This window comes from Ruegeria sp. BB6 (assembly GCF_056539385.1).
On record NZ_JBQFUW010000009.1, the window covers coordinates 90,332 to 105,537 of the forward strand.

Below are 15,206 nucleotides of genomic sequence, written 5' to 3' on the forward strand. Positions count from 1 at the left end.
TGGTCTGACAACTATTTGCTAAAACGTCGGCAATACAGAATCCGTATGGGTGCCCGCCGTGGAGATGACCCGGGGGTGTGTGACGGCTGCGCGAATTGGACCTCGGACACAACCGCCACACGGAACGCAACAATAGTTGCGGGGATCAGGTAGAAGAAGACCGCGCCTATGTGCAAGTCCTCTCGCCCGGAACCCGCCAGGAGGATTACATGAAATCTCTCAAATCCACACTCGCCGGTTCGGCGGTATTCGCAGCCATGGCAACCGCTGCGCTGTCGGCTGAAGACACCATCAAGGTTGGCGTGCTGCACTCGCTGTCGGGTACAATGGCAATTTCGGAAACCACCCTGAAAGACACCATGCTGATGCTGATCGACCAGCAAAACGCCAAGGGCGGCCTGCTGGGCAAGCAGCTTGAGGCCGTTGTGGTCGACCCCGCATCCGACTGGCCGCTGTTCGCGGAAAAAGCGCGCGAGCTGCTGACCGTGCATGAGGTGGACGTGATCTTTGGCAACTGGACATCTGTAAGCCGCAAGTCGGTTCTGCCGGTGATCGAAGAACTGAACGGCCTGCTGTTCTACCCGGTTCAGTACGAGGGTGAGGAATCTTCGAAGAACGTATTCTACACCGGCGCCGCGCCGAACCAGCAGGCCATCCCTGCGACCGACTACTTCCTGGACGAGCTGGGCGTCGAGAAATTCGCGCTGTTGGGCACTGACTATGTGTATCCCCGCACCACCAACAACATTCTGGAAAGCTATCTGAAGCAGAAGGGCATCGCGGACGAGGACATCTTCGTTAACTACACACCGTTCGGTCACTCTGACTGGTCCAAGATCGTGGCTGACGTCGTCGCGCTGGGCGCGGATGGCAAGAAAGTCGGTGTGATCTCGACCATCAACGGCGACGCGAACATTGGTTTCTACAAGGAACTGGCAGCGGCTGGCGTTTCGGCCGATGACATTCCGGTTGTGGCGTTCTCGGTTGGTGAGGAAGAACTGTCCGGTCTGGATACCGCAAACCTGGTCGGTCACCTGGCAGCTTGGAACTATTTCCAGTCGGCGGACACCGAAGCCAACGCGGAATTCGTTGAGACATGGAAAGCCACCATGGGCGATGAGCGCGTGACCAATGACCCGATGGAAGCTCACTATATCGGTTTCAACATGTGGGTTAACGCCGCGACCGCGGCTGGCTCGACCGAAGTCGACGCTGTGCGTTCGGAAATGTACGGGCAGGAATTCCCGAACCTGACCGGCGGTACCGCGGTTATGCTGCCGAACCACCACCTGGCCAAGCCGGTACTGATCGGTGAGATTCAGGAAGACGGTCAGTTCGACATCATCAGCGAAACCGACGTTGTGCCGGGCGACGCCTGGACCGACTTCCTGCCGGAATCGGCAGTGTTGAAATCGGATTGGAAGGAACTGGACTGCGGTATGTACAACACCGAGACCAAGACCTGCGTTCAGACTCTGTCGAACTACTAAACGATCCTGCAAGGCGGGTTTGTTCACCCGCCTTGCCCCAAGACATTCGGGTTTCACTAAATGTTACGACTTTTCCTTGCGGGCCTTGCATTCCTGTGCGCCTGCATGACGGCCAACGCGCAAGAGGTCGGTCTGCAACCGATCCTGCAAGAGCATCAGGAAACTATCGCCAAGAGTTCGCGCAAGACCATCGGGCCTGCGATTGACGCTATTGCGGCCAGTGGATTGCCACAAGCGCAAACCATGCTTGAGACTTGGGCTGCCAAGAACATGTGGATGCGCAAATCCGATGGGCTGTTTTTTGCAGGCGAAAAGGCCGAGGGCCGGTCGTACACGCTGACCGATCTTGATACCGGCGAGGTCATCGGTACTTTTGAAAAATCGGATCTGAAGCAACTGAAACCCAACAGCGGCGTGCGGGCGATGATCGGCACGGCGCTGGTGCAATTTCAACTGACCGACCCAAGCCGTGCCAGGCGTCTGGCCGCCTTGGAATCCATTCAGCGAGACCCCGAAGGTGCGTTGCTGGAACCTTTGCGGGCTTCGATCGATGATGAACCCGACGCGGATCTGAAGGCGCGGAAACAACGACTCGAGCGACTGCTGACGATTGGGTACGACACGGACACTGCGGCTCGTTTGGCCGCGATCGAGGAAATGTCCGACGATCTGGGTGTGGATGTACGCGCTGCGCTGAACCCTCTTGTCGTGACCAGGCGACAGGCGGCTGTAGACCTGCCGTCGGACGTCAATATCGCCGAAATTCTTGAGCCGGGCTCGGATGAGCTTTCGCAGGATGAGGCATATGACCTACTGGTCGCCGCCGACCTTGCCTCGGCGCGCGTTTCGCCCGATGACGTTCGGGCCGCGCTGACGGCCAACATAGATGGCGGGCGTGTTGGCGGTATCCCGGTTGCACAGCTAAACACCGAAGCGGCACGCGCACAGGCATATGCAGCGCTGGCCGAGGCTGGAACCGTGCCGGCGCTTGCCACCCAAGCCGACATCGACGCAGCGCTTGGATCGCACGTGTTTTATGAAACCTATGCCGAGCCGGTGCCAGAGGTGACTGCCGCCGCCGAAGCAGCCTTGGAACAGATCGAAGTGAAGGTCGGCCTGAACCAGACACTCGACCTGACGCTGGACGCGATCTCTCTGGCTTCGATTTATTTTCTGGCGGCCATCGGGCTGGCCATCACTTTCGGCGTGATGGGCGTGATCAACATGGCACACGGCGAGTTCATCATGATGGGCGCCTACACAGGCTATGTCGTGCAGCAATTCATCCCGGATCATACCCTGTCAATCATTGTGGCCATTCCCATGGCGTTTGCTGTTACCTTCGCTATGGGCGTCGCGATGGAGCGGCTGGTGATCCGTTGGCTTTATTCGCGCCCGTTGGAAACACTGCTGGCGACTTTCGGTATCTCGATCGCGCTGCAGCAATTGGCCAAGAACATCTTTGGCACACAGGCGCGCCCACTTACTGCTCCGGGTTGGCTGGACGGGGCGTGGGTGCTGAACGATGTTGTTTCGATCAGCTATATCCGCATCGCGATTTTCGTGCTGGCGATGATCTTTCTTGGGCTGTTCCTCTACATCATGAAGCGCACGCGCCTGGGGCTTGAGATGCGCGCTGTGACACAAAACCCGCGCATGGCGGGGTCAATGGGGATCAACCCCAGTCGGGTAAACATGCTGACGTTTGGTCTTGGCTCGGGCATTGCCGGGATCGCTGGTGTCGCCATTGGTCTTTTTGCCAAAGTCACGTCTGATCTGGGTAGCGACTACATCGTCCAGAGCTTCATGACCGTGGTTGTCGGCGGTGTCGGCAACATCTGGGGCGCGCTAGCCGGCGCAGGCATGATCGGCTTCCTGCAAAAAGGGATCGAGTGGATGAATCCCTCTAACACCCTTGCAGCGCAGACCTACATGATCGTCTTCATCATCATATTCATTCAATTCCGGCCCAGAGGCATCATCGCTCTCAAGGGCCGCGCAGCGGGGGACTGAGTCATGGAACGCAGTTTTGTCGCCAAGAATCCGTCCGTGCTTGTCTTTCTGGCCATCCTGTCCTTGTTCACCCTTGGCGTGACCATCCTGTCCGAAGGGTTTGGGATTGGCGTGATCTCGACCAGCTTCGTCAAGACTTTGGGCAAGACCTTGTGCCTGTGCCTGATCGCTGTGGCGATGGATCTGGTCTGGGGCTTTACGGGCATCCTGTCACTTGGCCATTTCGCCTTTTTCGGGCTGGGCGGTTACATGATCGGCATGTGGCTGATGTATGAGCGCACCCGCCTGATCGTGGTCGAGTCGCTATCGCAAGCCGACATCCCGCCAACCTCGGCCGAGGTCGTGGATGCGATCGGTACGCAAATCTTCGGCGTCGTTGGGTCGTCGGATTTTCCTCTGATCTGGGCCTTTTCAGACAGCTTGGTGCTGCAACTGGCGCTGGTCGTGCTGGTGCCGGGCCTTCTGGCGCTAATCTTCGGTTGGCTTGCCTTCCGCAGCCGGGTGACAGGCGTTTATCTGTCCATTCTGACACAGGCGATGACGCTGGCGCTGGCGCTGTACCTGTTCCAGAACGACAGCGGATTGCGGGGCAACAACGGCCTGTCCGGGTTGCAGAACCTGCCGGGCGTCACCGCCTCGCAGGACGTGGTGTCGGTCTGGTTCCTGTGGGCTTCGGCGCTTGCGCTGGGTCTGGGATACATGCTGGCCGCCTGGGTCGTGTCGGGCAAGTTCGGCTCGGTCATTCGCGGTATCCGCGACAACGAGGCGCGCGTTCGGTTCCTTGGGTATTCGGTCGAGGTTTACAAGCTGGCCGTATTCACGCTGACCGGCTGTGTCGCGGCCATTGCGGGCGCGCTGTACTATCCACAGGCAGGCATCATCAACCCCGAAGAGATGGCCCCCATTGCTTCGATCTATCTGGCTGTCTGGGTCGCCATCGGCGGGCGCGGGCGCTTGTACGGTGCCGTCATCGGCGCGGCGTTCGTCAGTCTGCTTAGCACGTGGTTCACAGGTGGTCAGGCACCGGATATTCCGCTGGGGTTCTATACGATCAAGTGGGTCGATTGGTGGCAGGTGCTGCTGGGTGTCTCTTTCGTGCTGGTCACGTTGTTCGCTCCGCAGGGTATCGGTGGACTGTTTGACCTGTGGTCCAATCGAAAGCACCCGGACAGACACGGAGCCAATCTTGGCCCGGATGACGGAGCCCTGCGCGAGAAGGAGGCTATCGAATGAGCACCCTGTTAGAGGTCAGCGGAGTCTCGGTCACGTTCGACGGGTTTCGCGCAATCAACAATCTGTCTTTCCAGATCGGCAACGCAGAGCTGCGTGCCGTGATCGGGCCAAACGGCGCTGGCAAGACGACCTTTATGGATATTGTCACCGGCAAGACCCGGCCCGACGAAGGCCGTGTGATCTGGGGCGAAAAATCCATATCTCTGCTGCGCATGAGCGAGGCTAAAATCGCGCAGGCCGGAATTGGGCGAAAATTCCAGAAACCCACCGTGTTCGAGGATCAGACCGTGCAGGAAAACCTGCTGATGGCGCTGAAGAACAAGCGCGGCTGGCTGGGTGTGCTGTTTTACCGACCCTCGGCGCAGGATCTTGGGAAGGTCGAGGAACTGGCCGCCGAGATTGGGCTGAAGGATGAGTTGAGCCGCAAGTCGGGTGAGCTCAGCCACGGTCAGAAGCAATGGCTCGAGATCGGTATGCTGCTGGCGCAAGAGCCGCGACTGCTGCTTGTGGATGAACCCGCGGCAGGAATGACCCCGCAGGAACGGGAGCACACGACAGACCTGCTGGTGCAGGCTGCGAAAACCCGCGCCGTGGTAGTCGTAGAGCACGACATGGAGTTCGTCCGCCGCCTGAACTGTAAAGTGACAGTTCTGCATGAGGGGTCGGTTCTGGCCGAGGGGTCTTTGGACCACGTGACATCTAATCAGGACGTCATCGACGTCTATCTGGGGCGCTGAAAGATGCTGAAACTGAACGATCTGACCCTTCACTATGGTCATTCGCAAATTCTCTACGGCATTTCGATGGAGGCGGCACAGGGCGAAGTGACCTGCGTGATGGGCACCAACGGTGTCGGCAAAACAAGTCTGATTAAGGCGATCTCGGGCACGCATCCACGTTCGGGCGGTCGGATGGAGTTGAATGGGGAAAATCTGGGTATCCTTCCGGCACATCGGATGGCTTGGAAAGGCGTGGCCTATGTCCCTCAAGGGCGCGAGATCTTCCCCCTGCTGACCGTGCGCGAGAATCTCGAGACGGGATTTGCCTGTCTTCCGACCAGCGAGCATTTCGTCCCAGACGAGATATTTGAGCTGTTTCCAGTGCTCAAACAGATGCAGAATCGGCGTGGCGGTGATTTGTCTGGCGGCCAGCAGCAACAACTGGCGATCGCGCGTGCACTGATCACCAAGCCCAAGCTCTTGCTACTGGACGAGCCGACAGAAGGCATCCAGCCCAATATCATTCAGCAAATCGGAGAGGTCATACGCCACCTTCGCTCCAAGAGTGAAATGGCAATTGTGCTTGTCGAGCAGTATTTCGACTTTGCCTACGATCTTGCAGACCGTTTCGTCGTGCTAAGGCGTGGCGAAATACTGATGAAGGGAAGCAGGCAGGAACTTTCACGCGATCAGGTTCTGCAGGGCGTCACTGTATAGAACGCACTTTCAGGCAATTTTTAGGACCGCCTCGTGGAAACGGGGCGGTTTTTCCGTCTGACGTTAAAGATTTCTTAAGAATCACATCCCGACTCGCCCTCTGACGACCGGGTTTTGGACACAAATCTGCCCAAAACGAACAAAAATTCCCGTTATGCGGGAATTCCTTTTCGTTTGAGGGGAGGTTTGGGCGTCAAACAATTGGTAACGATTTTATTAACGGGGATGTCTGCCTCGTGTGTGTGCGAATTTCGCACTTGGTAAAACAGTCTGGAGTAAAAATTATGTCGAATACTATTCGCAAGTTCTTTCTGAAGCTACGCAAAGACGAGCGCGGTGCGACCCTGGTGGAATATGGTATCGCCCTGCTGGTCGCGATCGTTGCCGGTGGCGGCGTTCTGATCACCGTTGCACAAAGCACCAGCTCTAACTTCGTAGAAGCAGATGGTGCTATCACTGCACGTTCAGCGACCTCAACTGCGCCCTCCCAATAAGTTTACCACTCGGGCGCGGCTTATTCTTGTCAGTTGGCAGCGCGCTCGAGTTCTTTCATTGGAAGACCATTCAGTTGATCCCGTCTTCCAAGTGGAAAGACCAAAAAATTCAACTCTCCCGGAGCATCTGCTGGGTGAGTTGGAACATTCGACCCAAAATTGCGTCAGTGTGAATGCTGATTTGCTCAGTTTGATTGAAGATCGCCCAAACCTGACAGCCAAAGCTAACTTCGGAAATTGGAGGGCAAAATGCGCGTTAAGTCTTTTATGATGACAGTCTTCGGTGTCGCCTTAGCAGGTGGCGCGGTGTTCTGGGCAAAGGACCAGCTTGAGAGAAACCAAGCTCAGGAAGCGGAAAGCGCTATCGTGCGCGTCGTTGCTGTTGCAGAGGATATTCCGTTCGGCAACCCGATTGAGGGACACAAGCTGACCACGATTGATTGGCCTGCTGACTCCGTGCCGTCCGGGGTCTTCACCAACTTTGACGACGTAGTTCCACCGGTCGGCGGAGAGCCGCGCCGTGCCAAACGCGCCTTGGCTCAAGGGGAAATCCTTTTGATCTCAAAGGTTTCGGAATTCGGTGAAAAAGTAACGATTGTTCAGACGCTTGGTGAAGGTAATCGCGCAATGGCGATCAGCGTTAACGCCCAGACAGGCGTTGGCGGGTTTGTGACGCCGGGTGACTTTGTCGACATCGTTTTGACGCGGGGCAGAGACGCTGAGCTGCGTGCTCTGACCATCCTGCAGAATATCCGTGTCATAGGGGTCGACCAGAAAAACGATGAAGAATTGGATCAGCCAGGGGTCGCTCGTACTGTGACTGTCGAAGTGACGCCTGACGAGAGCCAGCGACTGGCCCTTGCTCAAAAAGCCGGTCAGCTGAGCCTGTCTCTGCGGTCGCTCGATGAACTTGACGATGAACCGCTGGAAACCGTCCGCCTAAGCGACATCCTGCTGGAAAAATCGCCGGTTGATGATGGAACGCCTCAGCCGATCGTCAAAGTGCGCCGTGGAATTTCCGATGTTCAGGAAGTGCCGGTGGCCGACAATACACGTGAAGAAGAAGTGCCCGTTACAGATACGTCCAGCGCCGTGAACTAAAGCGCACCGAGTTAAGGAGGGTTAACGATGTTCTCGCTAAGCAAGTTCAAGAAAGAAGAAGACGGTACGATCCTGATCTTTGTCGCCTTGTGCTTAGCCATGATCGTCGGATTTGCCGCGCTAACCTTTGACTTGGGCCGCATGGCCTCGACCCAAACCGACCTACAGGCTTATGCCGATCACGTCGCATTGGCCGCCGCTGGAGAGTTGGACGGAAACGCGGACGCAATCACTCGTTCCACAAATGCTGCCGGGGCGATGATCGTAGACAAACAGTTCTTTGCCGAGGGTGATCAGACCCTGGACTCGGCTGCGGACTTCTCACTGCGTTTTCTGACTGGTCTGCCGACCCCGGCGGCTGATCCCGATGATAACGACGCGGTCGATAGTTTTGTTACAACGGATCCCACTCTGGCCGTAATGGTCGAGGTGACAGCCACGCCCAGAACAGTTTTCCTGCCATTCGCCCGAGCCTTGGCGACCCTGGTAGGAGCTGCTGCTCCAAACGAACAGATCAGCGCGCAGGCCATCGCGGGTTACACGTCTTATGCCTGCGATGTGACGCCGCTGATGTTCTGTATTCCGCGTGGATGGACATCCAATGCGAATAAAGGGTCCACAATCAAGCTTCGCACCGGAGGGAATAGTTCTGCGTGGGGGCCGGGGAATTTCGGGTTCCTTGACCCAGAAGATATTGGAATCAACCCGAACGGTCCTTGTGTGGACAGTTCCGGCAAAGAGTTGACCGGCTCCAAACTCTATATCTGCTTGATTGCCGCAAACGGCAACTTGACCAAATGCGTTGCTCAACGAGGTGTCGACACCGAGCCAGGTCAAAGAAACGGGATCGGCAGCGCCATCTACAATTCGCGCTTTGACATGTTCAATGCGACGATGAAGAGCTTCAAAAATGATGCTGCTTATGCACCTGGACCCCAAGTGATTTCCGGCTGGGAAAACACAGGCGGTAGCTGCCTTGGCAATAACCCGACGCTGTCACCCGATACGATGCCCTTCCCGCCCGATGATTGTTTTGCAGAAAATACCTGTGCTTCGGCGGTTCCAAATGGCGCTGGTCGGTTTGGGGATGGTGACTGGGGTGACGGCAAAAGCGACTACCTTGCCTTGAACTATGGCACGGGTCTTGACCCCGAAAACAATCCCCTGGAACAGCATCCGGCGATTGAAAGTGGCCTTGTCACGATGCCGGCGGGAGACACTCGCTATCAAATGTACCTTGATGAGATCGAAAAATTTAAGGATGTGACAAACATCCTTGAAAATCGGAGTGAGACTGGTCGAGCGCAATGTGCCACGCAACCAAGTTCCGATCCCGATCGCAGAACCTTTATCGCTGCCGCGATCAATTGCGACGACAACCCAGTGGCAGGTCGTGCAGAGAACGTCCCGGTCCAGGAATTTGTGAAAGTGTTCCTGATCCAGCCGCTTGAGGAATCCACTGGCAGTGATTTTGACATCTACGTTGAGGTTGTCGAGAAAGTTGGTGGATCTGGCACAAGCACCGAAGAAGGTATCTTCCGCGATGTCGTGAGGTTGTACCGGTGAGGCGTCTGATTGCACATATCACGCGGCTCAAGCGTTGTGACGCTGGCGCACCGATGGTTGAATTCGCCATGGTCCTTCCTCTGATACTGCTGTTTCTCGCAGTGATCATCGAAGGGGGGCGCATCACCTGGATTCATCAGGCGACGGCGGCAGGTGTTCGGGACGCGTCTCGAATGATTGCACGTATTGCGCCCGTGGATTTGTGCAGCGCGGGGACCGTCGCCAATTACGACACTTTGGCGACAACTATCGTGACCAACCAATTGGGCGGTTCGTCAATCATGCCCGCAGGCGCGACAATTGTTGATGTCACCCCGACTTGCATCCCCCGGACGGGAACGTACCGCGTAAGCCCGGCATCCGTTGTTCAGGTCACAGCAGAGATCGAAATCGATTATCTTTTTGGCGGAATATTTGGCTGGTTTGGTGACTCACTAACGTCGTTGACCGCAGAAATCTCGGATCAAAGCAGGGTGTATGGCGTATGAAACGGTTTGCACAAATCTCCCGCAGATTTTGGCGTCAGGAACGTGGATCGGCTCTGGTCGAGTTGGCCATCGTTATCCCGCTGTTTTTGCTTCTGATTTTCGGAGTAGTGGACTATGGTCGCCTGTTCTGGTCAACGACCGCTGCGCAGAAGGCTATGCACACGGCCGCCAGACTTGCGACCGTTGGCCCGCCTTTGTGCGGAATTCTTCCCCCGGAACATGAACTGGCAGGTGGTGTGACCACCAACCCTAGATTTGGGACTTTGTGTAGAACAGGTGGCTCAGGTGGTATTTGTGTGAACGAAACCGCGAACCTGCCAGAGCCGTGTACCCTTGCGGAAGTGCCGACGATATACACAGGCACTGATGACCAGCAGCCTTTCTATGCGGATCGCATCTGGGATGAGATTGGGCCTTTGCTGCCGCCGGGATCGTCCCCTGCCAATGTTCAGTTTACCTATTCGCATGATTGGCGGCTTGGTTTCCTGGGTGGCCCCTACACACCAGTTGTCACGGCGGACCTTATCGACGTTGATTTTGATTTTGTAATGCCACTGGCGGGACTGGCTGCATTTGCAGCACGCAATCCTGCGGTCACGTCCAATACCCCAAACAGCATTTCCCTTCCCGCCATGAGCACTTCGGTCCCTGCCGAGGACCTTGCTGTAGGTGACGGGGTGGTAGAGTGAGGAGAAAGATAATGAGTTCTAAGCAGGTTTCCGTATTGCTGATTTCGCCTGATGAACAGATCTATTCGGCTATCGAAGGATCGCTGGCTGATCAGGACAACTGCGAGTTCACGGGCCGAAAGGATACGGTGGAAGGCGTAAACGGGTCGGCAATCTCACTTACTGCGCTGCACGACGTGGTCCTTTTTGATGTCGACGAAACGTCCGACAATATGCTGGACACGGCGCAATCGATTTGCGACGCGCGTATGCCGAACGCAATTATTATCGCACTGGCCCCCGAGGATCTGCCGCTTGAAAAGGCCCGGCAGCTCAAGAAGCTGGGCGTGGATGACGTGCTGCCCCGAAAGGCGATCAACGAAGAGATCGTCCCGCAGGTAGACGCAATCCGGGCTCGCCGCCAGGCGCAGTTGCCTGCTGTTTGGGGCGGTCAGGCGACTCTCGGCAAAGTTATTGCCGTAGCGAAGTCCCGGGGTGGGGTCGGGTCTTCGCTGGTTGCCGCAAACATGGCCAACGAGTTGCAGTGCAAGGAAGGTTTCTTCAAGAAAAAGGCTGCGAACGAAGTCGCGGTTGTGGACCTCGATTTCCAGTTCGGCTCCATTGCGGCCTTGATGGATGTGGAAGAAAGCGACGCGATGTGGCGGATGGCGATGGAAGAAAGCATCCCCGATTCCGCATTTCTTGAGCAAGCCATGACAAAAGCGCCCTGCGGCGTGGACGTATTGGCCGCGCCTTCGCGCTATGGCCCGCTATCTGCCATCAAGGAGGAGCAGATTTCCGCGATCCTTGATAGCCTGAAGCGCACCCATGACTATGTCGTTGTCGACCTGCCGCGTGCGCTTGTGGAATGGATTACTCCGGTGTTGGCCCAGGCCGACAGACTGTACCTTGTGACGGATGTAGCGGTTCCCTCGGTGCGTTCAGCACGCAAACTGATGGATTTCTATCAGGCTGAAAACCCGGCCATTGATATCCAACTGGTCGCCAGCCTTGAGAAAAAGCCGCTGTTTCCCGCTGCGCATCATCGCGCTGCTGCGAAACTGCTGGAACAGGACTTCGCCTATTGGGTGCCAAAGGATGACCGTACGGTGCGTGAATCCGTGGATCGCGGCATTCCTCTGCAGGACGTTTCAAACAGAGCACCTGCGACGCGGGCGATCAAGAAGCTGGCCGATGAAACACGTATCTCTATGCCTCCTCGTGTGGGCAAGTGATCGTTCATCAGAAAAAGACGTGAATTAACAAGTAGTAAGGGTTGGAATATGTTTCGTGAATTTGACAGAACAGGTCGCACGTCCGCTGGCGCAGCCAAGGTTGTGCCTTTGGACACGAAGCAGGTTCCCGACAACGTGTCGGATATTGCTGCATTTGATGCCGAGAAAAAGGCAAATCAACAAGCGTTGGAACTGGATCGAATTGATCTGAAGGCGCGGATGCACAACTCTTTGCTGGACAAGCTGAACCTGGCAGTAATCGACAAGGTCGAGGAGGACACACTCCGCGGTGAAATCGGCAGGCACGCGACCGAGCTTTTGCGCGCCGAAGGCCGCGCCATGCGCAGCGAAGAAGTCAAGCTGTTGGTTGAGGAGTTGATGCACGAGGTGCTGGGGCTTGGGCCTCTGGAGCCCCTGCTGGCCGATCCGACGATCAACGACATTCTGGTCAATGGACACCAGCAGATTTTTGTTGAACGTGGAGGTATTCTTGAAAAAACCTCTGCCCGTTTCCGCGACGAGCGCCACTTGCTGAGAATTATCGACAAGATTGTCAGCCGCATTGGTCGCCGTATCGATGAACGCCAGCCTTGGGTGGACGCGCGTCTCGAAGATGGTAGCCGCGTGAACGCGATTATTCGCCCCTGTGCGCTGGACGGCCCAGCCTTGTCCATTCGTAAATTTGCGCGCGTTCCCCTGACGATGCAGCGCTTGGTTCAGAACGAAGCCCTGAACGATAGCGCGGCGACCCTGTTGCGGGGACTGGTCGAAGCAAAGATGAATGTCTTGATTTCTGGCGGTACGGGTTCCGGTAAAACCACCATGCTGAACGCCCTGTCGTCGTATATTGGGGGCAGAGAGCGGATCGTAACCATCGAAGATGCCGCTGAATTGCAGTTGCAGCAGGAACATGTGCTGCGCATGGAAACACGCCCTGCGGGTCTGGATGGAACCGGCGCAGTTGCACAGCGTGACCTTGTCCGAAATGCGCTGCGGATGCGACCCGACCGCATCATCGTTGGCGAGGTTCGCGGCTCAGAAGCCTTTGACATGTTGCAGGCGATGAACACCGGTCACGACGGTTCGATGACCACGGTACACGCCAACAGCCCACGGGATGCATTGTCGCGTGTTGAACAGATGGTTCAGATGGGCGGAATGGAGCTTCCACACTCGGCGATCCGGGCGACCATCGCTTCGGCCATCAATTTCGTGCTGCAGCTGAATCGCTTGTCCGACGGGACACGTCGTGTGACTTCCATTGCCGAGGTAACCGGTATGGAAGGCGATATTGTCACCATGCAGGACATTTTTGTCTTTAAACGCGAAGGCAAAGACGAAAATGGCAAGGTTCTGGGGCGCTTTATGGCTACTGGTATTCGTCCGAAATCCAGTGATGCCTTGGCTGCCGCCGGGATCGACCTGTCCTCTGTCAAGTTCAACTGAGGAGATCAGACATGTTCGAGCAAATTCGGTCTTTCTTTGAGAACCTAAATCTTAACGCCGTCATGGGCCCAGAGATGGAAGTGGCCGGGTTTGACGTTCGATTTGTTCTGGCTTTGGCGATCTTTATCGGCGCCCTGATTGCCTTTGAAGGAATTCGACAATTCCTCAAGCGCGGTGAGAACCGGGATGAGGCAATCAACCGCCGAATTCAGATGCTGAATGAAGGCAAAACGGGCGAAGATGTCCTGAGCCTTCTCAAGCCTCAAGAAGCCAGGCCGTTTCTGCGAAAGTTCCCTTTCGTGGGCGACTTGCCTGCCGCGCTGAAGGCTTCGGGTCTGAATATGGTTCCCGAGATGTTCTTGATTGGTTGCGGTACGGCATTCCTGATCTGTGCGATTGGCGGGTCCATGGTTGCCAATCCGCTTCATGTGATCCCGATCTCTGCGTTTGTTTTCCTGATTGGGCCTTTGATGGCCTTGGGGGCCACGCTTCAACAGCGCAAGGCAGCCTTGATCAAGCAACTTCCCGATGCTTTGGATCTCATGTCGCGCGGGCTCAAGGTGGGACATCCTCTCAACGCGACTCTGCAAAGCGTCGCAGAGGAGATGCCGGATCCGATTGGAACTGAATTTGGATTGGTTGTTGACCAGGTCGCTTTTGGTGAAGAGCTTACGACAGCCATGAAAAGCATGGCCGACCGTATCGACGAAGAAGATGTTCGGTATTTGGCCGTCGCATTGATGATGCAGCACGGTTCAGGTGGTGATCTTGCGGGTATTCTTAGAACGCTCGCGCGGGTGATCCGAGCACGCATGTCCTTGCGGCGCAAAATCAAGGCGATCTCAGCCGAAGGCCGTATGACCGCCTATATTCTGTCGGCCATTCCTGTCGCAATCGCCGTTTTCATGACAATCCTTACGCCGTCTTATTACGGCGATGTCATGGATGCTCCGGCGTTTTGGCCGGTTATGAGCGTCATTGCGGTTGCGGTCGTCCTGAACGCTATCGTGATGTTTAAGCTCGTGAATTTCCGGATATAAGGGGTATTTGCGATGGAGTATTTCAATTCACTTCTCGACGGCGGATGGGTAACTCAAGCTCTGATCCTCGCCTTGGTTCTAGTTGGTGCAATTATTGCCTTTCTGGGGATTTCGTCATCGCTGAGCGAGCGGTCTACGGCCGCCGAACGCATGATGCCGACACGACAGCGTCAGAATCTTTCAAGGGCCATCCCGGACAAGGTCGAAGGAGATGAGCCCACCGGATTGAGCGCCGCCCTTATTCCAAGTGACGCCAGCGTGCGTTTTGAAGTTGGCCAGGTCTTGGCGAAATCGGGCTTTCGCGGAAAAAACGCGATCGCCGGATACTATATGCTTCGTCTATTGCTGGCGACATCTTTGCCGCTGTTGTTCATTCTTCTGCTGAACTGGCAGCCTGCGAACAGCATTGGCTTCTCCGTCGGCGAATATATGTCCAGCCTGAACATGTTGGAAATCATGCGGAATGTGGCCATCCTATGTGGGATCGGCTTCTTTGCTCCGCATTATTGGATGGAAGCGCGCATCAAAGAGCGCAGACGCCTTATGGAAAATGCGTTTCCCAATATGCTGGACCTTCTTCAAATCGGCGTTGAAGCAGGAATGGGCTTTGATCAGGCGTTGCTGAAAGTCGCTGTAGAAATGCAGCTGGTTTCCCCGGAAATGTCCGAGGAAATCCTGATTGCCTTGAGCGAGATCCAAGCTGGACGAGATCGGGACACCGCCTTGATGCGCATGGCCCGTCGTACAGGCATCGAGGAGATGAGCTCATTCGTCAGCGTCGTGCTGCAGTCAACGCGGTTCGGGGTGCCTCTTGCCTCTGCTCTCAACACTTATGCAGAAGAGATGCGCGAGCTTCGTGAACTGCGTGCGCAGGAGATGGCGAACAAGCTGCCGGTTAAAATGTCTGCGGTAATGGCCTTCCTGATGCTGCCCGCTATCGCTGGCCTCATCCTGGCGCCCGTCTTCATTCGCTATGCAGAAGCATTTGGTGGCTGA

General features: G+C 56.1%; 14 protein-coding genes. All 14 read left to right on the forward strand.

Annotated elements, in window-relative coordinates; all coding sequences use genetic code 11:
* Positions 1-209: 209 nt before the first annotated feature.
* Complete coding sequence (gene urtA, locus ACR0B7_RS18325; protein ID WP_170485602.1) at positions 210-1,490, forward strand: urea ABC transporter substrate-binding protein; 1,281 nt, start codon at positions 210-212, stop codon at positions 1,488-1,490.
* Positions 1,491-1,550: 60 nt separating this feature from the next.
* A complete protein-coding gene (gene urtB / locus ACR0B7_RS18330; RefSeq protein ID WP_170485603.1) occupies positions 1,551-3,503 on the forward strand; it encodes an urea ABC transporter permease subunit UrtB in 1,953 nt (650 codons plus the stop codon).
* A gap of 3 nt (positions 3,504-3,506) precedes the next feature.
* Complete coding sequence (gene urtC / locus ACR0B7_RS18335; protein WP_170416735.1) at positions 3,507-4,736, forward strand: urea ABC transporter permease subunit UrtC; 1,230 nt, start codon at positions 3,507-3,509, stop codon at positions 4,734-4,736.
* On the forward strand, positions 4,733-5,473 hold the full coding sequence (gene urtD, locus ACR0B7_RS18340) for an urea ABC transporter ATP-binding protein UrtD (RefSeq protein WP_170485604.1): 741 nt from the start codon (positions 4,733-4,735) through the stop codon (positions 5,471-5,473). Before urtC ends, urtD begins: the two co-directional genes overlap by 4 nt.
* Before the next feature lie 3 nt (positions 5,474-5,476).
* Complete coding sequence (gene urtE / locus ACR0B7_RS18345) at positions 5,477-6,172, forward strand: urea ABC transporter ATP-binding subunit UrtE (RefSeq protein ID WP_170485605.1); 696 nt, start codon at positions 5,477-5,479, stop codon at positions 6,170-6,172.
* A gap of 284 nt (positions 6,173-6,456) precedes the next feature.
* The gene (locus tag ACR0B7_RS18350; protein WP_170576935.1) at positions 6,457-6,666 is read left to right on the forward strand and encodes a Flp family type IVb pilin; all 210 of its coding nucleotides are present in this window, start codon (positions 6,457-6,459) and stop codon (positions 6,664-6,666) included.
* Positions 6,667-6,915: 249 nt separating this feature from the next.
* Positions 6,916-7,767 (forward strand): Flp pilus assembly protein CpaB, encoded by an 852-nt coding sequence (cpaB, locus tag ACR0B7_RS18355; protein ID WP_170576936.1) that lies wholly within the window; start codon positions 6,916-6,918, stop codon positions 7,765-7,767.
* A gap of 27 nt (positions 7,768-7,794) precedes the next feature.
* Positions 7,795-9,333 (forward strand): pilus assembly protein TadG-related protein, encoded by a 1,539-nt coding sequence (locus ACR0B7_RS18360; protein WP_170576937.1) that lies wholly within the window; start codon positions 7,795-7,797, stop codon positions 9,331-9,333.
* A complete protein-coding gene (locus ACR0B7_RS18365; RefSeq protein WP_170485608.1) occupies positions 9,330-9,821 on the forward strand; it encodes a TadE family protein in 492 nt (163 codons plus the stop codon). The genes ACR0B7_RS18360 and ACR0B7_RS18365 overlap by 4 nt, the downstream gene beginning before the upstream one ends.
* Positions 9,818-10,510 (forward strand): TadE family protein, encoded by a 693-nt coding sequence (locus tag ACR0B7_RS18370; protein WP_170576938.1) that lies wholly within the window; start codon positions 9,818-9,820, stop codon positions 10,508-10,510. The genes ACR0B7_RS18365 and ACR0B7_RS18370 overlap by 4 nt, the downstream gene beginning before the upstream one ends.
* A gap of 11 nt (positions 10,511-10,521) precedes the next feature.
* Complete coding sequence (locus ACR0B7_RS18375) at positions 10,522-11,724, forward strand: AAA family ATPase (RefSeq protein WP_170576939.1); 1,203 nt, start codon at positions 10,522-10,524, stop codon at positions 11,722-11,724.
* A gap of 48 nt (positions 11,725-11,772) precedes the next feature.
* Positions 11,773-13,170, forward strand: coding sequence for a TadA family conjugal transfer-associated ATPase (locus ACR0B7_RS18380; RefSeq protein ID WP_170485611.1), 1,398 nt, complete (start codon positions 11,773-11,775; stop codon positions 13,168-13,170).
* Between the two features lie 11 nt (positions 13,171-13,181).
* Positions 13,182-14,210, forward strand: a complete 1,029-nt coding sequence (locus tag ACR0B7_RS18385; RefSeq protein WP_170485612.1) for a type II secretion system F family protein — start codon at positions 13,182-13,184, stop codon at positions 14,208-14,210.
* A 12-nt stretch (positions 14,211-14,222) separates the two neighbouring features.
* Positions 14,223-15,206, forward strand: a complete 984-nt coding sequence (locus ACR0B7_RS18390; protein WP_170485613.1) for a type II secretion system F family protein — start codon at positions 14,223-14,225, stop codon at positions 15,204-15,206.